At 73.6% G+C, this 20,167-nt stretch carries 20 protein-coding genes; 10 read left to right on the top strand and 10 right to left on the bottom strand.

The features are described from left to right. The first annotated feature begins 16 nt into the window (after positions 1 to 16). Together DEJ22_RS12175 and DEJ22_RS12170 are read left to right on the top strand one after the other, a co-directional pair. Positions 17 to 1,099: a DUF917 domain-containing protein gene (locus tag DEJ22_RS12175; protein ID WP_181430923.1), complete on the top strand. Its 1,083-nt coding sequence runs from the start codon at positions 17 to 19 to the stop codon at positions 1,097 to 1,099. Then, positions 1,096 to 2,622 (top strand): PucR family transcriptional regulator, encoded by a 1,527-nt coding sequence (locus tag DEJ22_RS12170; protein ID WP_111227750.1) that lies wholly within the window; start codon positions 1,096 to 1,098, stop codon positions 2,620 to 2,622. The genes DEJ22_RS12175 and DEJ22_RS12170 overlap by 4 nt, the downstream gene beginning before the upstream one ends. Positions 2,623 to 2,753: 131 nt before the next feature. Here the strand turns inward: DEJ22_RS12170 and DEJ22_RS12165 are convergent, their stop codons facing one another. From DEJ22_RS12165 to DEJ22_RS12135, 7 genes are all read right to left on the bottom strand, one after another. Then, complete coding sequence (locus DEJ22_RS12165) at positions 2,754 to 3,377, bottom strand: pyridoxamine 5'-phosphate oxidase family protein (protein WP_146241781.1); 624 nt, start codon at positions 3,375 to 3,377, stop codon at positions 2,754 to 2,756. Further along, positions 3,374 to 4,258 carry a creatininase family protein gene (locus DEJ22_RS12160; RefSeq protein WP_220033782.1) on the bottom strand — a complete coding sequence of 295 codons (885 nt, stop codon included), beginning with the start codon at positions 4,256 to 4,258 and terminating at the stop codon, positions 3,374 to 3,376. Before DEJ22_RS12160 ends, DEJ22_RS12165 begins: the two co-directional genes overlap by 4 nt. Beyond that, positions 4,255 to 5,640 carry an FAD-binding oxidoreductase gene (locus tag DEJ22_RS12155; RefSeq protein ID WP_111227751.1) on the bottom strand — a complete coding sequence of 462 codons (1,386 nt, stop codon included), beginning with the start codon at positions 5,638 to 5,640 and terminating at the stop codon, positions 4,255 to 4,257. Before DEJ22_RS12155 ends, DEJ22_RS12160 begins: the two co-directional genes overlap by 4 nt. Positions 5,641 to 5,761: 121 nt before the next feature. After that, positions 5,762 to 6,949, bottom strand: coding sequence for an ABC transporter substrate-binding protein (locus DEJ22_RS12150; protein ID WP_111227752.1), 1,188 nt, complete (start codon positions 6,947 to 6,949; stop codon positions 5,762 to 5,764). A 119-nt stretch (positions 6,950 to 7,068) separates the two neighbouring features. Further along, positions 7,069 to 7,938 (bottom strand): ABC transporter permease, encoded by an 870-nt coding sequence (locus DEJ22_RS12145; protein WP_111227753.1) that lies wholly within the window; start codon positions 7,936 to 7,938, stop codon positions 7,069 to 7,071. Further along, positions 7,938 to 8,729 carry an ABC transporter ATP-binding protein gene (locus DEJ22_RS12140; RefSeq protein ID WP_284174729.1) on the bottom strand — a complete coding sequence of 264 codons (792 nt, stop codon included), beginning with the start codon at positions 8,727 to 8,729 and terminating at the stop codon, positions 7,938 to 7,940. Before DEJ22_RS12140 ends, DEJ22_RS12145 begins: the two co-directional genes overlap by 1 nt. Positions 8,730 to 8,755: 26 nt before the next feature. Further along, positions 8,756 to 10,057, bottom strand: coding sequence for an amidohydrolase family protein (locus DEJ22_RS12135; protein ID WP_111228547.1), 1,302 nt, complete (start codon positions 10,055 to 10,057; stop codon positions 8,756 to 8,758). Between the two features lie 211 nt (positions 10,058 to 10,268). Here DEJ22_RS12135 and DEJ22_RS12130 point away from each other — a divergent pair, with 211 nt between their 5' ends. Then, on the top strand, positions 10,269 to 10,904 hold the full coding sequence (locus tag DEJ22_RS12130) for a helix-turn-helix domain-containing protein (protein ID WP_181431001.1): 636 nt from the start codon (positions 10,269 to 10,271) through the stop codon (positions 10,902 to 10,904). Continuing rightward, the gene (locus tag DEJ22_RS12125) at positions 10,901 to 11,854 is read left to right on the top strand and encodes a PDR/VanB family oxidoreductase (RefSeq protein ID WP_258379752.1); all 954 of its coding nucleotides are present in this window, start codon (positions 10,901 to 10,903) and stop codon (positions 11,852 to 11,854) included. Before DEJ22_RS12130 ends, DEJ22_RS12125 begins: the two co-directional genes overlap by 4 nt. A 98-nt stretch (positions 11,855 to 11,952) precedes the next feature. Here DEJ22_RS12125 and DEJ22_RS12120 read toward each other — a convergent pair whose 3' ends face one another. Further along, positions 11,953 to 13,350 (bottom strand): amidohydrolase family protein, encoded by a 1,398-nt coding sequence (locus tag DEJ22_RS12120; RefSeq protein WP_111228549.1) that lies wholly within the window; start codon positions 13,348 to 13,350, stop codon positions 11,953 to 11,955. Positions 13,351 to 13,624: 274 nt separating this feature from the next. Between DEJ22_RS12120 and DEJ22_RS12115 the strand changes: the two genes are divergently transcribed. From DEJ22_RS12115 to DEJ22_RS12100, 4 genes are all read left to right on the top strand, one after another. Then, positions 13,625 to 13,840 (top strand): hypothetical protein, encoded by a 216-nt coding sequence (locus tag DEJ22_RS12115; protein WP_111228550.1) that lies wholly within the window; start codon positions 13,625 to 13,627, stop codon positions 13,838 to 13,840. 96 nt (positions 13,841 to 13,936) lie between these two features. Next, positions 13,937 to 14,107, top strand: a complete 171-nt coding sequence (locus DEJ22_RS12110; protein WP_181431002.1) for a hypothetical protein — start codon at positions 13,937 to 13,939, stop codon at positions 14,105 to 14,107. A gap of 82 nt (positions 14,108 to 14,189) precedes the next feature. Then, positions 14,190 to 14,795 (top strand): TetR/AcrR family transcriptional regulator, encoded by a 606-nt coding sequence (locus DEJ22_RS12105; RefSeq protein ID WP_181431003.1) that lies wholly within the window; start codon positions 14,190 to 14,192, stop codon positions 14,793 to 14,795. Positions 14,796 to 14,859: 64 nt separating this feature from the next. After that, on the top strand, positions 14,860 to 15,813 hold the full coding sequence (locus DEJ22_RS12100; protein ID WP_111228552.1) for a helix-turn-helix transcriptional regulator: 954 nt from the start codon (positions 14,860 to 14,862) through the stop codon (positions 15,811 to 15,813). A 105-nt stretch (positions 15,814 to 15,918) separates the two neighbouring features. Here the strand turns inward: DEJ22_RS12100 and DEJ22_RS12095 are convergent, their stop codons facing one another. After that, complete coding sequence (locus DEJ22_RS12095) at positions 15,919 to 16,401, bottom strand: MarR family winged helix-turn-helix transcriptional regulator (protein WP_146241782.1); 483 nt, start codon at positions 16,399 to 16,401, stop codon at positions 15,919 to 15,921. A 254-nt stretch (positions 16,402 to 16,655) separates the two neighbouring features. Here DEJ22_RS12095 and DEJ22_RS12090 point away from each other — a divergent pair, with 254 nt between their 5' ends. Next, a complete protein-coding gene (locus tag DEJ22_RS12090; protein ID WP_111227783.1) occupies positions 16,656 to 17,270 on the top strand; it encodes a hypothetical protein in 615 nt (204 codons plus the stop codon). 40 nt (positions 17,271 to 17,310) lie between these two features. On the opposite strand, the gene DEJ22_RS12085 is transcribed toward DEJ22_RS12090, so the two are convergent. Continuing rightward, positions 17,311 to 18,756, bottom strand: coding sequence for an ArnT family glycosyltransferase (locus DEJ22_RS12085; protein ID WP_146241783.1), 1,446 nt, complete (start codon positions 18,754 to 18,756; stop codon positions 17,311 to 17,313). A gap of 98 nt (positions 18,757 to 18,854) precedes the next feature. Here DEJ22_RS12085 and DEJ22_RS12080 point away from each other — a divergent pair, with 98 nt between their 5' ends. Beyond that, positions 18,855 to 20,147, top strand: coding sequence for an amidohydrolase family protein (locus DEJ22_RS12080; protein WP_111227785.1), 1,293 nt, complete (start codon positions 18,855 to 18,857; stop codon positions 20,145 to 20,147). Positions 20,148 to 20,167: the final 20 nt, after the last annotated feature.

The raw sequence follows: 20,167 nt of genomic DNA, 5'->3' as shown, positions 1-20,167 counted from the left end.
CGCGAGGATCGCTGGTGTGCACCAGGGCGAGCAGCGTGACGGGGTCGTGACGGGCCTCCGGGCCGACGACGTCGACGACTTCGCACGCGGCACCGCGCTCCTCGGGTGCGGCGGTGGCGGTCAGGTGGACCACATGGCGCACGCCCTCCGGCGGGCGCTCGGCGGTGGACGGGTGCCGGTCGTGCCGGTCGACGGCGGGGTCCGTTCGGTCGTGGCGGTCGGGCTCGTCGGGTCGACCACCGTGCTCGAGGAGAAGACGCCGAGCGGCCGGGAGCTCCCCGACGCGCTCGCCGCCGTCGAGCGCTGGACCGGACGGCGGGCCGACGCCGTGGTCGCCGCGCAGATCGGCGGGGTCACCGGGCCCGCCGCCGCGCTCACGGCGCTCGCCGCGGGGCTGCCGCTGGTGGACGCCGACCTGGTCGGACGGGCGACGCCGCGCCTCGACCAGCTGTCCCTGTTCGTCGACCGGATGCCGGCGGTCACCGCCGCTGCCGTGACGTCGAGCGGTCTGCGGATCGTGGTCGACGCTCCGGACCCGCGGGACCTCGAGACCGTCTGGCGCGAGGCGGTCTCGCACAGCGGCGGGTGGGCCGCCTTCGCGGTCGGGCCGGTCGACGCCGACGTGCTCGCCGACCGGTGCATCACGGGCAGCGTCGACCGTGCCCTGCGCGCCGGCCGTGCCGTCGCCGCCGCCACCGACGTCCACGCCCTCGCGTCGGCGGTGGCCGGTGCCCGCGTGGTCACCACGGGGCGGGTGCTCGACGTCCAACGCGGGGGCGACGCCGTCGCCTTCGTGCACGGATCGATGGCGATCCGCGACGCGGTGTCCGGGGCTGTCGTGCGCATCGAGGCGGGCAGCGAGTGGGTGCACTGCCTGGTGGACGGCGAGCCCGTCGCCAGCACGCCGAGCTGCATCGTCGTGGTCGACGCGCGGTCCCTCCGTCCCGTCGCCACCGACCGCGCCCGGGTCGGCGACGAGCTCGCCGTGCTCGTGCTGCCCGGCGCGCCGTGGTGGTGGGCGTCGCCGCACCGGACCACACGGGTGTCCCCGCGGGCGTTCGGGATCGACGCAGCGGTCGTGCCGGAGGTCGCCGCGTGATCCCGGTCGCGGAGTTCCTGCCGCTGCTGCCCGCAGGTACGGCGCTGCTCGTCGGACCGCCGACGGGCACGGTCGGCAGCGTGCGCGGGGTCGTGGGACCGCCGGAGCACGTCGGTCGGTCACTCGGTCCCGGTGAAGGCGCGGTCGTCCTGCTCACACCCGTCGAGCGGTTCGACGCGCGGTTCGACGTGCTGCTCCGCCGCGCCGCCACCGCCCGGGTTCCGGTGCTCGTGGTCGGGCTCGCGGCCGGCGCGCCACTGCCCGGGCCGGGCACGTCCGCGCTCGCCGACCGACTCGGCGTCGCCGTCGTCGCGACGCCGGACCCCTGGGTGGCGTCCGTGCGTGTCCACGAGCTCATCGGGTCGGGCGATGCGCCCGCTGCGCGTGCCGCCGTCACCGCGGCACGTGTCGGGCTCGACGCCGGACCCGCGCTCGAGGAGCTGTTCACGCGGCTCGAGAGCGAGCTCGGACACGCGATCCGGTTCCTCGACGCGTCGGGGCGCCCCCTCCGCGGGGCCGGCGTCGCGCCGGCGACCGCGGCGCTGCTCGCCCGCACGGTCGGGACGAGCGAACCGGTCTGGGCGACCGACGACCGGGAGACCGTCGTTGCCGTGCCCGTCCCCACCGGCATCGGCCCGCGGGCGTGGCTCGCGGTCGGCACCACCACGCCGCTGCAGGCCGAACGGGCGGTGCTCGCGACCGCGCTGCGCGTGGCGGCGGTCGCGGCCGGACACCGGCTCGTCCTCACCCGGCTCGACGACGAGCGCGACGCCCGCTACCGCATGGCGATGCTCGACGACCTCCGTGCCGCCGACGGCGCCCCGGCGCCCCCGCTGGTGCAGCGGACGATCGCGGCCGGGTGGGAGCTCGACGCGTGGCACGTGGGCGTCCGGCTCGTCGCCCGCGGGACGGTCGACGCGGTGGCGCTGCGGCGAGAGGTCGAGGTCGCCTTCGACGCCGAGGGACTCGACGTGGTCGTGGTGGAGCAGACCGACGGGTGGGCGCTCTGGTCCTCGTCGCCCGACGAACCCGACCGTGCAGCGGTCGCCCGGGTCGCCGCCTCGGTGCGGGCGGCGCAGAACGCCCTGCGCTCCGCCGTCGACACGAACGCCGGCGTCGGCAGCGTCCACGCCGGGCCCGCGGGACTCGTGCGGACGTTGGGCGAGGCAGGTGACGCCGTCCGCCTGGCCGCCGCGCGGCCGGAGTCCGGCTTCTTCGTACACGTCGACCGGCTCGGGCTCGCGCAGCTGCTGCTCGCGTGGACCCAGACCGACACGTTCCTGCCGGCGGCGGAGCAGATCCTCGCACCGCTGGAGCGCGGGGGAGGTGCGCTGCGCTCGACCCTGGCGGCGTACCTCGACGCGGAGTCGTCGGTGGCGGAGACGGCCGCGGTGCTCGGGGTGCACCGGAACACCGTGGCGGACCGCATCGACCGGGTGGAGCGGTTGCTCGGCGTGGACCTGGGCGACCCGGAGACCCGGCTCGCGCTGCACCTGGCGACGCGGGCGCTCGGCGGGGCGTGACGGGGCAGACCTTCCGCCGGACGCCGCGCTCTTGCCGAGACACCGCCGTCCTCCCGAGACGCCGACACTTCCGACGGCGTCTCGCGCGGGGAGGGGTGTCTCGCCCTGGTCACGGTGTCCCGGCGGTCGGATCAGCCCGGCCACGACTCCTCTGACCACGAGCCGTCGGCGCGGCGCTCGTAGAAGAGCCGGTTGCTCGCCGCATCGGTCGCACCGCGCCAGAACAGCATGCGCACCGGTGTGAGGGCGAAGCCCGCCCAGGTGTCGGGTGGCTCGAGGTCGGCGCCGCCACGGTCGTGCTCGAACGCGGCCCAGAGCTCCCGACGACGGTCGGCGGTGTCGCCGGCGGCCGCGTGGTCGTTCACCCACGCCAACACCTGCAGGTACCGGGTCCGGGCGGCGTAGGCGGCGCGGGCCTCGGCGTCGGTGACGGGTACGACGTCACCGACGACCACGAGCTGCCGTGCCGCCTCCGGCCAGACGACGGTGACCGCGGCGCGGGGGAGTGCGGCGAGCTCGGCGGCCTTGCGGCTCCGGCTGTCGGTGTGGAAGTGCAGGCGCTCTCCGTCGAAGCGCGAGAGCAGCACGGTCCGGGCGGACGGGTAGCCGTCGACGCCGAGCGTGGACAGGGTCATGGTGGGGCCGGGTCCTTCCTCGGCGGTCGGGAGCCACGCGGCGGCCAGCTCGAGCGGGTCGGCCGGGGCGGCGGCAGTGTCGTCCGTGACGGCCGTCGCCTGCCCCGGCAGCACGGTCACGGGACCGCCACCACGTCCGCCACGAGCGGCCCCGCCGCTCCGGTACCGGCAGTGCCCGTTCCCGATCCGGCAGCGCCCACGGCCGGCTTCGCGACCGCCGGGTCGAACCGGGCGATCTCGTGCAGGGACGCCACGGCCTCGTCCAGCGACAGGTCCCACAGCGCCCGCCCGTACGCCGCGGTCGCCCGGCTCGCGTCCCCGACGACTCCCGGCGTGCCGAAGTCGTTCGACAGCCACCCGAAGGACACCGGCCCACCGTTGAACCGGATCTTCTCGAACTCCGCCAGGTGGTCGGGCACCCACCGCTCCGCGAGCGACATGTCGACCAGGTCGGGCCGCAGGTGCAGGATCATCGACGTCTCGGCCGCCCCGCCGTGGATCCCGAGCCCGCGCTCGTCGGCGTCCTCGCCGTCGGGACCGGGCATCCGCGCGAGCGTCGGCATGAGGAACGTCTTCAGTCCGTACCGCTTCCGGATCTCGCGCAGCGCGACCTGGAGCAGGGCGACGTTCCCGCCGTGCCCGTTCGCGAAGACGAGCGACCCGGCCCCCGTCAGCGCCACGGCCCGGCCGATCTGCACGGCGGTGTCGAACATCGTCGACTCGTCGAGCCACACGGTGCCCGGCGCCCAGCTGTGCTCGTCGGACTTCGTGAACGCCAGCGTCGGCAGCTGCCAGACGTCGAGTCCCTCGGACGCCGCCCGCTCGACGGCCGCGCCGCCGATGTGGTCGGCGAGCAGGAAGTCGGTGACGAGCGGCAGGTGCGGCCCGTGGTGCTCGACGGCCCCGGTCGGCTGCACGACGATCGTCTCCGGTCCGAAGCCGGCGGCGACCGCCGGCCCCGACAGCTCCGCCAGGCGGCGCGAGCGCACGGCGCCGCTCACTTGCCGAACCCCGGCACGACGGGCTGCGCCGACGCGGTCGAACCACCGCTGACCACGAGCGACGGGTCGATGACGTGCCCCGGGTTGAGCAGCCCCTCGGGGTCGGTGCGCTGCTTCAGCGCCACGAGTTCCTCGACCCCGTGGTCGACGTAGTACTGGTGCGGGCTGTGCACCCGGACACCCAGCTCACGGAGCACCGGGTAGCCGGCGTAGACGTCCTCGGCCCCGGTGTACGGCGCGGTGAGCATGCCGATCGGGCCGACGTGTGCCGCCTCGATGTGCAGCATCCCGCCCGGGTAGACGGCCTCGACCTCGGCGATCCGGTCGATGAGCGCCTCGCCGCCGACCTCGACGTGGAAGTACTCGGTGTCGGGGGTGTTCCGCTTGAGCCACCAGATCGGGTGGTTGTACGACAGCATCGACACCTTGGTCGTCTGCTGGAGCCCCTCGCGGACGTCCGAGACGGTCCCGCCGGCCTGCTCGATCAGCGTGCGCGCCTCGTCGAGGACGACGTCGTCGATGATCGCGCGGAGGCTTGCCCGGTCGTCGGGGATCGCGGTGTCGGACGGCAGCGTGGCCGCGACTGCGGGCCGGTCGGCGCTGACGAGCCGTGGCACCGGGTCGAGCCCGCGCAGGGTCCGGACGGCGACGAGCGCGTCCTCGAAGGTCGGGAACGACGCGTACACCGCACGCCACTCCTGCAGCGGCTCGAGCCGGACCGTCGCCCGGGCGATGACGCCGGCGGTGCCGTACGTGTGCACGAACGGCTGTGCGTCGTCGCCCTCGACGTGCAGCAGTTCGTCCGAGCCGGGCAGTGCGACGTCGAGCGCGGTGACGAAGCCCTGCCAGTTCGAGCCGTGGGCGATGGAGCCGGTGCCACCGGAGCCGCCGGACAGGAAGCCGCCGATGGTGGACTGCGCGGTCGACGGGTACATCCAGAGCTGCTGCCCGGCGGCGGCCGCGGCCTGCTCGAGGGCCACCATCGAGGTGCCGGCTTCTGCGGTGATCCACCCGTCGCCGACCTCGACGACGGCGCGTGCCCGCGAGGTGTCGAGGACGAGCCCGCCGTGCAGCGGGATGCCCTGGCCGTAGTTGCCGGTGCCCTTGCCGCGCGTGGTGACCGGGACGCCGTGCCGGACGGCCGCTGCGAGCGTCGCGGCGACGTGCTCCGCGGACGCCGGGTAGGCGACGAGGTCGGCGAGGCCGAGCGGCAGCTGTTCGCTGAGGATGGGGCTCATGGTCGCCTCGTCGACGGAGGCGCGGGCGCGGGTGCGCTCGTCGGCGCTGACGCCGCGTTCGCCGAGCAGGTCGACCAGCTCGGCGCGGAGCGACGCGAGCGCCTCGGCCGGGACGGTGGGGGAGGCGGGGGTGACGGTGGTCATGCTCACTCCTGTGGGGTGGGTGGTGCGGGAGACGACGGACGGGAGGGACGACACACGACGTGTGCCGTGCCTCCCGTCCGGAACTGGTCGGCTCTGCGTGGTCGGCTCGGCCGACCCGGTGTCAGTTGCCCAGACCGATGGACTTGTCGAGGAACTCGTTCGTGTACAGGTCGGACGGCTGCAGGTCGCTCTTCACGTCACCGGTCCCGGCGAACACCGGGGTGGCCTTCTCGATGAAGTCCTGCATGCGCTGCTCGTCCATGGAGCCGATGTAGCCGTCGGTGTCCTTCGCCAGGCCGAGCTTCACCATCTGCGACGCGGCGAACGCGCCGACCTTCGAGTCGTAGGTCCAGCCGTTGTTGTACTGCTGCACGAGCTGCGTGATGAGGTCGTTCGTCGCCTCGGGGGCCGTGAGGTAGTCCACGTCGGCCTGCTGCATGACGGGCACGAGCTTCTGCAGGCACGGCTCGAGCTTCGACAGGTCGCCGGTGCGGACGGACATTGCCTCGGGGTAGGGGTTCCACCCGGTGCTCGAGATGGTCTTGTACGCGACCTTCTTGCCCCAGGCCGCGACCTGGTTCTGGTAGATGTACGGCTCGGCGGTGGCGAAGCCCTGCTGTGCGTCCTTGCCGCCGGCGGAGACGAACTTCGACGGGGTGCCGTCGTAGCTGCCGTCGAGGACCTTCCCCGGCAGGATGCCGGACTGCTCGAGGTACGTCATGTACGCGGCACCGTTGAAGTAGCGGACGACACCCCCGTTCTTCTCGAGCTCCTTGCCGAGGTCCTCGATGCTGTCCACGTCGGGGTAGGTCTTCGGGTCCCACATGATCGACATCGGGGAGGAGTCGTTCTCGGCGAAGACGGCCGTCGTGGGCAGGTTGCCGGAGAACTGCACCTGCTCGTCGGTGGACATGTAGCCGAGGGTGATGTCCTTGTCCTGGTACATCTGCGACGCGACCTTCGTGTAGCCGATCGCGGGGCCGCCGGCGCGGATCTCGAGCTTGACGCCGGTGCTCTTCCCGTTGGCGTACAGGTCGCCTGTGACGGTCTTGCCCGAGGCATCGATCGACGGGTTCGGGCCGAGCATCTCGTACAGGTGGCCGTGCTCGCCCTCGGGGTTCCAGTCGGTCTGGACGACGACCGTCGCCGGGCAGACGCTCGACAGGTCGATCGCGGGGCCGGTCGCGGTCTTCGCGTTGGCGCTCGACGCCGCAGGGCCGGCGGACGAGCCGGCGGCGCATCCGGTCAGGGCGAGGGCGGTCGCCGCGAGGGCTGCGGTGGCGACGCCGAATCGGGTGGTGGTGCGCATGGAGGCTCCGTTCGTGGTGCGGGTCTCGTGGTGCTGTGGGTCGGGGAGGGGGAAGGGAAGCGAAGGGGAGTCGGGGCGACCCGCGCCGCGGCGGTCGGGGGAGACCGCCGCGACACGGGTCAGCTGAAGTCGTGCCAGCGACCGACGGCCAGACGGCCGATCAGTCCGAACACGAGGAAGACGGCGACGCCGTAGAGCGAGGCGATGATGATGGTCGCGTAGAGCTCCGGCCCCATGAGGCGCGAGGCGGTCACCTGGATGAGGACGCCGAGCCCGGGGTTGCCGCGCTGGAAGAACTGGTCGCCGACGATCGCGCCGATGACGCTCAGGCCGGCCGAGGTCCGCAGACCGACGAAGATCGACGGCAGCGCGGCGGGGAACTGCAGCTTCACCAGCTGGGCGAACCGGCTCGCCCGCTGCAGCCGGAAGAGCTCGCGCTGCCCACGGTCGGCGGACTGCAGGCCGAACAGGGTGTTCGACACCATCGGGAACAGGGCGATCATCACGGTGACGATGACCCGGCTGGCGAACTCGTAGCCGAACAGGGCGCCGATGAGCGGCACGAGCGCCAGGATCGGCACGCACTGCAGCACCACCGCGTAGGGGTAGAGCGAGCGCTCGAGCCACTTCGCCTGCGCCATCGCCATCGCCCAGGCGACACCGATGACGATCGCGACGCCGAGGCCGACGAGGGACACCACGGTGGTGCGACCGAGCGCGGCCCACAGGTCGGTGCCGAAGGTCGAGGGCGAGCCGTCGGGCATCGTGGGGGCGACGATCGCCTTCGCCACGAGGTGCGGGTACGGCACCAGGAACGCGAGGCCGCGGACGTGGTCGTAGTACGCGGCCGCGGCGTACCAGATGCCGACGAGCACGGCGAGGACGACGACGGGCTGCCACCACGACACGCGCCGGCGGGAGCGCGGTGCGGTGCGACGTGCGGCCGCTCGGACGGCGCGGGTCTCGGCGACCTCCTGCAGGGTGACCATCAGCGGTGTCCTTCCCGGAGCGCGTGCGAGACCTCGCCGACCAGTTCGGCGAACTCGGGGGTGAAGCGGATGTCGGGGTCGCGGGGCATCGGGAACGGCACCTCGAACCGGCCGACGATGCTGCCCGGACGGCCGGACATGACGACGACCTCGGTGGACAGGTACACGGCCTCGGACACCGAGTGGGTGATGAACAGTCCGGCGAACTGCTGCTCCACGAAGAGCCGGAGGAGCTCGTCGTTGAGGCGCTCGCGGGTGATCTCGTCGAGGGCGCCGAACGGTTCGTCGAACAGGAACAGCTCGGGGTCGAGCGTCAGCGACCGGGCGAGGGAGACGCGCATCCGCATGCCGCCGGACAGCTGCTTCGGCAGGTTCGTCTCGAAGCCGTTCAGCCCGACCAGGTCGATGGCACGAGCGGCCTTGGCGGCCCGCTCGGCCTTCGACACGCGCCCGAGCTCGGCGAGCAGCTCGACGTTGCCCTGCACGGTGCGCCACGGCAGCAGGGTCGCGTCCTGGAACACGTACCCGATGCGGTCGGCGGCGACGTCGGCGGACCCGTCGGACGCCGACTCGAGTCCGGAGGCGATGCGCAGCAGGGTCGACTTGCCGCAGCCGGAGGGGCCGACGACGGAGACGAACTGCCCGCGGTCGACGGTGAGGTCGACGCCCTGCAGGGCGATCGTGCCGTTCGGGAAGGTCATCTCGACGTTCCGGAAGTCGAGCAGCGTGTCCGTCGTGGTGACGGGCGGCGGGGCGGTGGTGGTCACGGGCACCTCGGGTTCTCGGGTCACGGGTTCGCGGTGGTGGGGCGAGGGGGTCAGGCGGGGACGGGTGCGGTCGCGCGGACGGGCACCGGGAGGGCGACGGTCGTGCGGACCTCGGTGCGCGCGACGAGCCGCCCGCGGGACAGGACGATGCGGTCGGCCGGAGCGTTCGCCACCGCGTCGGTGATGCTCGTCGCGGCGATCGCGAGCAGGTCGGCCCGCCGTCCGGGGACGGGGCCGGCGGCCGGGAGGCCCATCACGCTCCTGGCGGTGTCGCTCACCATCGCGTACGCCTGGTCGGGTGTGACGTGGCCGGCCGACACGAGCAGGCTCGCCGTCTCGAGGGCGTCGCTCCGCCCGACCGGGTTGAACGGGTCGCGGACGTTGTCCGCGCCCGCGGCGACCCGCACGCCGGCCTCGGTCAGGGCGCGGATCGCGGTGAGTCCCCGCGGGGTCGACACCGGATGCTGCCACCCCTGCAGGTACAGGTTCGTGATCGGCAGGGCGATGACGCCGAGGTCCGCGGCGGCGACGTCGGCGACGACCTCGGCCAGGCGCTCCGGGCCGAGCGTGCCGAGCCGGACGCAGTGCCCGGCGGAGTACTGCCGGCCGGTGTGCTCGTCGCGCGGCATCTGCAGCACGGCGCGGGCGTAGTGGTCGAGGGTGACGGGCCCGTCCAGGCTCTCGTCGGTGTGCAGGTCGACCCCGACCCCGTACCGTTCGGCGATCGCGAGCAATCGGTCGACGTCGGCGAGCGGGTTCTCGGCGAGGTGCGGGGCACCGCCGACCAGGTCGACGCCGCAATCGAGGACGGCCTCGACGTGGTGGTCCGGGGCGAGCGGGCCGGCGAGTGCGACGAGCTCGATGTCCATCAGGCCGGCGAGCTCGTCGCGGACCTGCACGAGGGCCCGGGCGCCGCGGGTGGCCGACTCGACCGAGGCGGGGGCGTCCTCGGCGGTGCGTCGGCCGCTCAGCACGTCGACGTGGGTGCGGACGGACGTCGTGCCGGCGGCGAGCAGGGCCAGCGCGGCGGTCCGTGCCCGGTCGGCGACGTCCTCGACGGTCATCGTGGTGGCGTGCGCGGACCACGAGGCGATCGCGGCACCGAGGTCGCCGAGCGGCGGGCGGATGGCATCGGCGCTCAGGGCCTTGTCGAGGTGCGCGTGCGGTTCGGCCGGGGCGGTGAGCAGCAGGCGTCCGTCGAGGTCGAGCACGGCGTCGGCGGGAGCCGAGAGCGTGCCGGCGGGGGCGACGTCGGTCACCGTCTCGCCGTCGATCGCGACGTCGACCAGGCGCCCGTCCGGCAGCAGCGCCGACCGCAGGAGCCCGACCTGGTGGGGTGCTGTCGCGTCCATCCGGAGCCTCCCGATCGTGTGTGAGAATGTTGATCGCATCAACATCTCCGATGCTAGGGCGGCAGTGTTTCCCTCTCGTTTCGAGACGGTTGCCGTGTGTGACACCCGTCCCGGCCGGACCGGGCGGCCGGAACGACGGTTCCGGCCGGGGACTCGTCCGACCCGCCCACCACCGCACCGGAGCGCCGCCACCAGGCCGAGAGGAGTGCGCGTGAGCACCGGCACCACCACCGAGACCGACCGCGTCGTCGACGACCAGACCCAGCGGATCGGGGAGCACATCCGCGCCCGCAGACGCGCTGCACGACTGACCCTCGTGCAGGTCGCCGAGCTGACCGGGTTGTCGCACCCGTTCCTCAGCCAGGTCGAACGCGGGCACTCCCGCGCGAGCATGGTGTCCCTCGAGAAGATCGCCGCCGCGCTGGGGACCACCCAGGTCGAGCTGCTCGCCGCCGGCGCCCCGGAACGGTCGGACCGGGACGACCGGGGCCCCGAGGTCATCCGTGCGGGCGAGGGCGCACGCGGCCCGTTCTCGAGCGGTGAGGCGCGACTCCTCGTGCACGCCGGCCCGCACGCCTTCGAGCCGCTCGAGTGGACCGGGGAGAACACCGACCTCGGCGACTACTTCGAGCACCGCGAGGACGAGTTCCTCACCGTGCTCGCCGGCGACGTCCTGCTCGACCTCCGTGGCCAGGAGCCCCTGCGCCTCGGGCCGGGTGACTCCGCGTACTACCGCGGCGGGACCGGGCACCGCTGGTGCAGCGCGGACGGCAGCCGCTTCCACATGATCGTGGTCAAGGAGACCCCGCGCGCCGGGGCGGCCCGGAGCACCGGAGTCGTCGCGTGACCGCGGCACCGGAACGTCGCCGCGTGCGGGTCGCCGCTCGCCGGGTCGTCGCGACCGACGTCGTCGCGCTGGACCTCGCACCGGTCGACGGCATGCCGCTGCCGGACTGGGAGCCCGGGGCGCACGTCGACCTCGAGGTCGCGCCGGGCACCGAGCGGCAGTACTCGCTCGTGACGACCACGACCGAGGGCCACTGGCGCATCGCGGTGCTCCGGGAACCGGACGGCCGCGGGGGATCGCTCGCCGTGCACGACGGGTTCGTTGTCGGAGTCGAGGTCGTGGTCGCCGGACCGCGCAACCACTTCGGCTTCGACCCGACCAGGCCCGCGGTGTTCGTCGCCGGCGGCATCGGGATCACGCCGCTCGTGGCGATGATCGATGCAGCGGAACGCGCCGGCACGCCCTGGGAGCTCCACTACGCGGGTCGCAGCCGGAGCCGGATGGCCTTCGTCGACGAGCTCGTCGCGGCACACCCCGACCGGGTCGTCCTCGCCGCGGCGGACGAACACCCGCGGGTGAACGTGATCGGCCTCCTCGCCGAACCGCGCGACGCCGTCGTGTACTGCTGCGGTCCACGCGGACTCATGGACGCGGTCGAGTCGGCCGCCGCGCACTGGCCCGCCGGGAGCGTCCGCGTCGAGCGGTTCGAACCGGCCGCCGACGTCGACGCCCCCGGTGAACCGTTCGAGGTCGAGCTCGCGGTGACGGGTGTCACCGTGTCCGTGCCGGCCGACCGGACGCTGCTCGAGGTCGCGGAGGAGGCCGGCGCCTTCGTCCTGTCCTCGTGCCGCGAGGGCACGTGCGGCACCTGCGAGACCCCCGTCCTCGAGGGTTCGGTGGAGCACCGGGACACCGTGCTCAGCCCCGAGGAGCAGGCCGACGACCGCACGATGATGGTGTGCGTCTCGCGCGCCCGGCGCGGCTGCCCGCGCCTGGTCCTGGAACTGTGACGGGCCGTCCAACTGTGGTGTGACGGACGGGAGGCGGTGCACACGACGTGCGCACCGCCTCCCGTCCGGTCCGTCCCCGACCCGGCCCGTGTGCGCCGCTACGGACGTTCGGTGTCGTCGAGCGCGCCCCCGGTGAGCGCCGACAGGCGCTCCAGGCCCGCCTCGGTGACCAGCTGACGCGCCAAGGGTCGTGCTCGGTCCACCGCCTCGCGGACGTCGACCTTCGTGACGTCGCCGTCGGCGAGGCTCAGCTCGCCGTCGACCCAGACGTCGCGGACCTCACGGCTGCCCGCCACGAAGACGACCGCCTGGTAGGGGTCGTGCACGTTCGCCAGGGTGGGGGAGTCACCGTCGAAGACCACCAGGTCCGCGCGCTTGCCGGGCTCGAGCGATCCGATCTCGCCCTCCATGCGCAGGGCGCGGGCGCCACCGATCGTGCCCGTCTCGAACGCCTCGCGGGCGCTCATCGCCGTGGCCTGCAGGTCGCGGACGCGGGCGAGCAGCGCGGCGGTCTTCATCGCCTGCAGGAAGTCCTGCGAGTCGTTCGAGGCCGGGCCGTCGACGCCGATGCCGACCGGCACGCCGAGGGCGCGGAGCTCCGCGATCGGGGCGATGCCGCTGGCGAGGATGCCGTTCGCGACCGGGTTGTGCGCGACGCCGACACCGTTGGCGGCGTAGCGCTCACGGTCCTCGCGGTCGACCCAGACGCTGTGCGCGGCGATCACCGGGACCTGGAACATGCCCGTCGCCTCGGCGTGGCCGATCGCCGTCCGTCCGGTCCGCTGGCGGGCGGCCGTGACCTCCTCGCGCACCTCGTGGAAGTGCACGTGCACCCCGTGGCCGCCCGCGACCGCGTAGTCGACGTGCTCCTGCCAGGTGTCGTCGGTGTACCGGCCGATCGACGAGACGCCGACGCGGAACGTGCTGTAGCGGCTGGCGGCGGCGGCTTCGCGCAGGGCCTCGAACTCCTCGAGGATCGGCGTCGCGCCGAAGTCGCGGTCGATGTCCCCCGAACCGAACGACACGACACCGCGCAGGCCCAGGTCCTCGAGCGCCTGCACGACACCGGGCGTGGCCGGCTCGTCGGGCATCGGGTCCGCGCAGAACATGTCGTTCGCGGTCGTCACGCCGCTCCGGAGCAGCTGGATCCCCTGCAGCACCGTGCCGGCGTACGCCTTCTCGCGGGTCATCACCGGGTTGACGCGACCGATCAGCGCCGTCAGCCACTCCCACAGCGTGTACTGCGAGCCGATGCCCGTGATCAGTCCCTCGCTGAAGTGTCCGTGCGTGTTCACGAAGCCCGGGGTGACGATGTCGTACGCGCCCCCGCGGACCGGTGCGTCGGGGTGCGCGGCGGACAGCTCGGCGAAGGTGCCGACGGCGGCGATGCGGTCCCCGTCGAGCAGCACGGCGCCGTCGCGGATCGCTGCGGGCGTGGTGGAGTCGTCCGGTGCGGCGGTGAGCACCCAGCCGGCGCGGATCAGGGTCTGCGTCATGGGGCGAACCTAGGATGCGCGTGTTTCGCGGGTGTCACCGCGTGGTTTCCTCGGACCCCGGGTGACCGTGGTCGGAACGCTGCGGCACGCGGCTCGTCCCGACCGGCTGCCGACGCGTCTGGCCGCTTTCGGACGCGGATCGCGTCCGTTCCTGTCCAGGTTTCGCCGTCTTCCCCGGATCGTTCACGTCGTGAACGGTTTCCTTCCTATGGTCATCTCGTCCGGAGACGCCGGACGACACCGGGTCGCTGACGGCCCAGAGAGGGAGGGCCCCGTGACCACGTTCACCGCCCCCGACACCCTGATGGTTCCCTCGACCGCGCACGCCGCACGCTCCGGTCGGAGCCGCCGGGTCGCATCGCGCAGCCCGTTCTCCGAGGTCCGCGAGCAGGCCCGTCAGCGCACGCTCATGCTCGCCGCGACCGCCACCGGCATCGTCTCGGTCACCGTCGCCGCGTCCGCCGCGGTCGTCCTGGGGCTCTCCGCGTGAGCGCTCCCGCCGCCCCGGCGCTCGAGTTCGCACCGGAGCTCGCACTGACGCAGCCCATCGACATCCTCCACCTCATCGCCGAACAGGACCGCACCGATGCATGACACGATCTCCCTCGACGTCCTCCGCCGCCACCCGACCGAGTGGCGCCGTCGTGGCCTGACCCCGCCGACCGAGCTCGCGCAGATGGTGGCCGCCCGTGTGGGTCAGGTCGAGCACGTGTTCGTCCCGGCGGAACCGTCCTACGCCGACTTCTTCGCCGCGTGAACGCGTCCGTGCCCGGGGCGTCCCGGGTGCTCCCCGGACGGGCCGACGAGTCGGCTCCGGTCGGCACCTGTTCCTGGATCCTGTGACCTCCTCCGTCCTGACCAGCGCTCCTCCCGCCCGCTCCGCGGGTGCGGAGCCGATCGTGGCGGCCGCGGACGCCCTGTTCGGGTCCGAGGGTGTCGGGCCGGTGTCCTTGGCGCGCATCGCGGCGGGCGCCCGGGTGAGCCGTCCCGCGTTGCGGGCGGCCTTCCCGACGAAGCGGGAACTCGTGGTGGCGGCACTGCAGCACCGCCACCAGCACTGGATGGGCGGCCTCGCTGCGGCGGAGCAGGGGGCGGAGGACCCCCGGGACCGTCTCCTCATGGTGTTCACCTACCTGGAACAGTGCTTCGCGGACGACTCCTACCGAGGGTGTGCGTTCATCAACGGGTACGGGGAACTCGGCCGACGGGACCCCGTGATCCGGCAGCTCGCCGACGACCACCTCCGGCAGGTCGAGCAGCACGTCGCCGTGCTCTGCGGACTCGCGGGACTCCCCGCCCACGTCGCACCGGCGCTGACGCTGCTCCTGCAGGGCGCACAGGTCGAGGCCGCGATCCACGGCTCCGTGCAGCCGGCCCGCACTGCGAGGACGGCAGCGGCCGTGCTCATCGCGGTGTACGACGTCGACTCGAGCGCCCTGTCCTGATGACGTGTTCCGGACACCTCGACCGATGAGGTGTGTCGGGATGTGACACTTCTGCTCGAGCACGATGACTGAGCAGACTCCCGCCCCGATCCGCGTCGACGAACGCGGCGCCGACATCACCGACGCGCGTCGGACCCTGGCCACCGCCTACGCGGGCGTGGCCTGGGAAGCGGACACCACCGACACCGCGTTCTCCTACCGGTACGCCGCCGCGGGGGACGCTGCGATGACCCTCCGGGCCGTGCAGTTCGACGGCCGCCTGACGGGCGAGATGCCCGCCGGTGACGACTTCGTCATGCAGTGGATCACCCGGGGGACCGGGGTCCTCGACGTCGGTCCGCGCGCGATCCGCCTCGAGCCGGGCCGCCCGCAGCTGTGGCCGGGGCACTCCTTCGAGTTCGCGTTCGCGGACTACGAGCAACGCCTCGTGCAGGTCAACCGTGCGACGGTCGTCGAGATCGCGACGGAGCGGGGCGTCTCGGTCTCGCGTGCGGGCTTCGACCACACCGTCCGTCCGGACGACGACGCGCTGCGACGGTGGCGGCAGACCGTGCACCTCATCTCCGCGACCACGATGGACCGGGCCGCATCACCGCTCCTCCAGGCCGAGATGGGCCGGCTCGCGGCGGTGTCGCTGCTGGAGCTCTACCCGCAGGCGACCGCCGACCTCCCGCCCGAGCTCCTGCTGCCGGCGAACGCCCGGCTGAAGCGCGTCGCCGAGTACGTCCACGAGCACGCGCACCTCCCGATCACGAGCACCGATCTCGCCACCCTGGCGAACCTCAGCCTCCGCGCCCTGCAGACGGCGTTCGGTCGCGTCCTCGGGATGTCCCCGAACGCCTACATCCGCCAGGTGCGCCTCGAGCGCATCCGTACCGAGCTGCTGCGGGCGGATCCCGCGACGACCAACGTGGCCGACGTGGCGAGGGAGTGGGGCTTCGCGCACCCCGGGCGGTTCTCCGCCACGTACGCCGCACGGTACGGCGAGTACCCGAGCGAGACCCTCCGGCGCAGCTGAACCGGACCGCTGTCGGCCACCCGGATCGGTCGGGTCGTGACCGATGACCGGGGGGGGGGGGGGGGGGGCTCGGGACAGCTGTGCCGCTGCCGGCCGCGCGGACGGTCAGTGGGCTGCGGGCGGAGACGGAGCGCCGTCGTCGAGAGCGGTGGTGACACGTTCGATGACGTGGACGAACCGGGCGCGATCGTCGTCGGAGAAGGAGGACAGCAGCTCGTGGAGTTGCCCGTTGGTGTGGTCCAGTGCCGCGGTGAAGGCCGCGCGGGTGCTCGCGGTGAGGCGGATGAGGCGGCTGCGCCGGTCCTCCGGGTGCGGCGACCGCTCGAGGTGCCCGGCACGCTCGAGTCGTTGGGTCGTCGCGGTCACGGCCGGGCTGCTCAGCCCGAGGTGGCGCACCAGGTCCGCGACGCGCACCGTCCGGCCACCGGCCTCGGCCCGGCCCACGAACTGGAGCAGCACGACGTCGCTCCCCGACACGTGCAGGTGGTCGCGGAGGCGGTGCCGCAGTGCGGCGTCCGCCGCTTCCATCCGCGTGAGCGCGCCGATCACGTCGAGGGGCGAGCCGCTGTCCCCACCACTGTCACCCATGTCCACCACCGTGCTTCCTCCGGACGTGCACGTCCATCACAGCATGCTTCCGACGGCGAACGGACCACGACGGCCCGTCCGGCGCGGCACCCGGTCGTCCCGGAGGACGCGCCCGCCGTGCCGGTGAGCGATCCCGACGACGGCCCCGACCGGCTCCACCGCCGCGACCGTCGGACGCCGGACGTCGTCCGGTTGCAGATCGACGGCGCGGGGCCCCTCCGAGCGGTCGTCCGCGTGCCTGGTAGGACCGGAGCATGGTGATCTACGACGCCCGACCCGTCCGGACCGCGGCGCAGGTGCTCCTCGACCTCGTCGTGGTCGCCGGCATCGTGGGCGCCGTGCTGCTCGGGCGCGCGGTGTCTGCCTCGATCAGTTCCCTCGCCGCGATCGGCGGCCGCGTCCAGGAGCAGGGGTCGGCGTTCGAGGACCAACTGCGGCAGACCGCCGGCGCCCTCGGAGACGTCCCGCTCGTCGGGCGGTCGGTGAGTGGCCCGCTCGAGGACGCGAGTCGGAGCGCGGGCCGGATCGCCGCGGCCGGCGCGCAGCAGCAGGAGGAGACGCTGCACCTCGCACACCTGCTCGGCACGTCGCTGGCGGTGGTGCTCGTCGTCGTCCTGGTGGTGGTCTGGTGCCGGTACCGCGGCGGCTTCATCCGGCGGGCGTCCGCGACACAGCGGTTGGCGGGCCGTCCGGACGGCACGGAACTGCTCGCGGTCCGGGCGTTGACGACGCGCGACGCGGCCGGTCGGCTCGGCGTCGACGTCGTGGACCGGTGGCGGCGGCGCGACCCGGAGACGATCCTCGCGCTGGCCGACCTCGAACGGCGCGGCAGCGGGCTCCGCACGACCGCGCCGGCCCGCCGTCCGTAGCGTGCCGACCGTTGCCACGTGGCGCCGAGCAGTCCCGCCGTCACCGCGTGAGGCCGAGCACCCCGCCCTCGTTGCGGATCTCGCCGTCCTCGGGCGCGTACACCCGCAGCCCGTCGAGGTCGGTCGTCCGGAGTGACCCCCGGTCCTGCTGCAGGAACGTCGCCACGGCGCCGGGCGCGGGGAAGCGGACGTCGTTGCCGACGACCACGGCGACGAACGGGCCGGCGTCGGGGTCCATCGTGCCCCGGCCGAGGAAGTACGGATCGTAGAGCGTCGGTGTCGCCGAGACGAAGAGGACCTGGCCGCCGTCGATGCCCTGCGACCGGAGCCAGCCGTCGACCCGAGCGATCCCCGTCGGTCGTTCGGTCCAGGCGACGAGGCTGACCCGCGCGGCGGGCACGACGCTCAGGAGGACGAGCACCGTGGCGAGGGACGACCACCAGACACGGGGCCGCAGCGACGCCAGCCGCGCGTAGCCGATCGCGGTGAGGAGCAGGGTGAGCGGCATCCACGCCTCGTAGTACGTCGGCAGTGCGATCCGCGCGACGACCACGTAGAAGACGACGAGCAGCCCGAGCGCGGTACCGAGGTACGCGACCAGCCGGTCCGGCCGGACGACGAAGGCCGCGACGAGTCCGACGACGATCACCACGACCATGACCGCGCCGACCCCGTCCCCGAAGAAGCGCAGGTCGGCCCACCAGGGTGCGAACGTGAAGACGTGCCCGTCGATGCTGATCGGGTGGCCGTTCGTGTTCTGCCCGTCCTGGAAGTCGATCATGTAGGTGATGGCCGAGCGGATGCCCATCGGCAGGTAGAGCAGGACGAACACGAGGCCGAACGTGCCTGCCCACACGAGCCCACCGACGACGAGCCGGCGCACGTCGCGGTGCAGGAGCGGGAGCACCAGGAACGCGGGCAGCAGGACGACGGTCGACACCTTCGAGGTGACCGACATCGCCATCAGCGTCGCGGACACCGGGACGAGCCACCACCGCCCCGAGCGGACCCACGCCCACCCGGCCCCGAGGGCCAGGAGCGCGAACACCGCCATCACGGGGTCGAGCAGGGCCAGGCGGTCGAGGCGTGCTCCGGAACCGGCGCCGTCGCGGGGCGTCAGCAGCCAGAGGGCCGCCGCGGTCAGCCCGGCCCAGAAGCCGATGTGCACGCGGAGCCAGAGGAACACGGCCGCACCGGCGGCGAGCACGAGGACGGCGACGACGATGCGTGGCCCGAGGACGCCCTGCCCGAAGACGAGCTGAGCGGCGCCGAACAGGTACTTGGCGAACGGCGGGTGCTCACGGTTCGTGCTGAGGTCGCCGTGCACGTAGGCCCAGCCCGAGCGCACGTAGATCGCCTCGTCACCGGTGACGTTCGCGCCGAGCAGGTTCCAGGTGCACTGGTACACGCCCCAGACAGCGAGGATCAGGAAGGCGACGGCCCGGACCCGCGGATCCGCCGTGAGGGACCAGGGTCTGCGCGGCACCAGAGCAGCGTACCCACCCGCTCCCGCGTCGACCACGTGGGGCAGCGCCGACACGTCCTCGTCACGCCCCGGAAACAGCGGCCTGTTAGAACTCGGGCATGCTGACCGTCACCGGTGCCCTGCGCGTCCTCGTCGACCCTCGCACCGAGCGGGAGGGCGACGTCGTCCTCGACGACGGCAGCGACCTCGTGACCACGCTCGACGCGTCGGGCTGCGTGGTCACGCCCGGCCTCGTGAACGCGCACCACCACCTGCTGCAGACCGCGTTCCGCACCCTGCCGGGCACGCGTGGCGTGCCCATGGCCGAGTGGTTGCCGACGATGGCGACGGCGTACGGCCGCGCGGGGCACGATGCCGAGCTGTACGGACTCGCGGCGGCTGCCGGAGCGGCGGAGGGCCTCCTGTCCGGCGTCACGACGATCGCCGACCACCACCTGAACTGGCCGTCCGACGCGAGCGCGGAGGACACCGTGGCGCTCGCCGCAGCGACGGTCGACGCGGTGCGCGGACTCGGCGGACGGCTCGTGTTCGTCCGCGGGTCGGCCCGGGACGACCCGGGCCGTGCCGCGGCGTCGGCGGACGCGATCGCGACCGGCCTGCTGCACGAGCGGGCGGTCGGCGGGGTGGACCCGGACGGCGGCCTCCAGCTGGCGGTGGGGCCGGCGGGGGTCCACTCCGACGGCGAGGCGACCTTCCGCGCGCTGGGCGAGGTCGCCGCGCGGTACGGACTCCGGCGACGCACGCAGGCGAACGAGCAGGTGGACACCGCGATCGCGCTCGAACGGTACGGCCGGCGACCGCTGGACCTGCTCGAGGAGTGGGGGTGGCTCGCACCGGACGTCACGATCGCCCACCTGTGCGACGTCACCGACGACGAGGTCGCCCGCCTCGCTGCGGCCGGCGTGACCGCCACCCACGCTCCGGGCTGCGACGTGCCGATGGGGTGGGGGATCGCCCCGGTCGCGGAGCTCACGGCGGCGGGCATCCCGGTCGGGCTCGGGACGAGTGGCGGAGGCAGCAACGACGCCGGGCACCTGCTCGCGGACGGACGGCTGGCGATGCAGGTGTCGGCGCTCGTCGGGCCGCAGCTCCCGGCTCGCCAGGTGCTCGGCATGATGACGGAGGGGTCGGCGGCGGGCCTCGGTCGCCCGGAGCTCGGGCACCTCGGCGAGGGCACCGCCGGTGACCTCTGCGTCTGGGACGTGTCCGGGGTGGCCGATGCGGGCGTGGCCGACCCGGTCGCGGGGCTGCTCTGGGCATCGCCCGGGCGACGACCCCGGCACGTGGTCGTCGGCGGACGCGTGGTGGTCCGGGACTTCCGGCTCGTCACCGGTGACGAGCGCGAGATCGCGGCGCGGCTGACGGAGCGCCTCGCACGCACCCCGGTGTGACGGGGGCGCGCGCGGTGCGG

The organism is Curtobacterium sp. MCSS17_007, from assembly GCF_003234175.2.
Taxonomy (GTDB): Bacteria; Actinomycetota; Actinomycetes; order Actinomycetales; family Microbacteriaceae; genus Curtobacterium.
Note: the sequence above shows the minus strand (reverse complement) of the source record. Positions and strands in the feature narration are given on the sequence as shown.

Excerpts from the sequence above, each read along its gene's own strand:
- DEJ22_RS12155 (WP_111227751.1), bottom strand. The coding sequence starts at position 5,640 with ATGACCACCGTCACCCCCGCCTCCCCCACCGTCCCGGCCGAGGCGCTC.
- DEJ22_RS12150 (WP_111227752.1), bottom strand. The coding sequence starts at position 6,949 with ATGCGCACCACCACCCGATTCGGCGTCGCCACCGCAGCCCTCGCGGCG.
- DEJ22_RS12145 (WP_111227753.1), bottom strand. The coding sequence starts at position 7,938 with ATGGTCACCCTGCAGGAGGTCGCCGAGACCCGCGCCGTCCGAGCGGCC.
- DEJ22_RS12135 (WP_111228547.1), bottom strand. The coding sequence starts at position 10,057 with ATGGACGCGACAGCACCCCACCAGGTCGGGCTCCTGCGGTCGGCGCTG.
- DEJ22_RS12120 (WP_111228549.1), bottom strand. The coding sequence starts at position 13,350 with ATGACGCAGACCCTGATCCGCGCCGGCTGGGTGCTCACCGCCGCACCG.
- DEJ22_RS12110 (WP_181431002.1), top strand. The coding sequence starts at position 13,937 with ATGCATGACACGATCTCCCTCGACGTCCTCCGCCGCCACCCGACCGAG.
- DEJ22_RS12100 (WP_111228552.1), top strand. The coding sequence starts at position 14,860 with ATGACTGAGCAGACTCCCGCCCCGATCCGCGTCGACGAACGCGGCGCC.
- DEJ22_RS12095 (WP_146241782.1), bottom strand. The coding sequence starts at position 16,401 with ATGGGTGACAGTGGTGGGGACAGCGGCTCGCCCCTCGACGTGATCGGC.
- DEJ22_RS12090 (WP_111227783.1), top strand. The coding sequence starts at position 16,656 with ATGGTGATCTACGACGCCCGACCCGTCCGGACCGCGGCGCAGGTGCTC.
- DEJ22_RS12080 (WP_111227785.1), top strand. The coding sequence starts at position 18,855 with ATGCTGACCGTCACCGGTGCCCTGCGCGTCCTCGTCGACCCTCGCACC.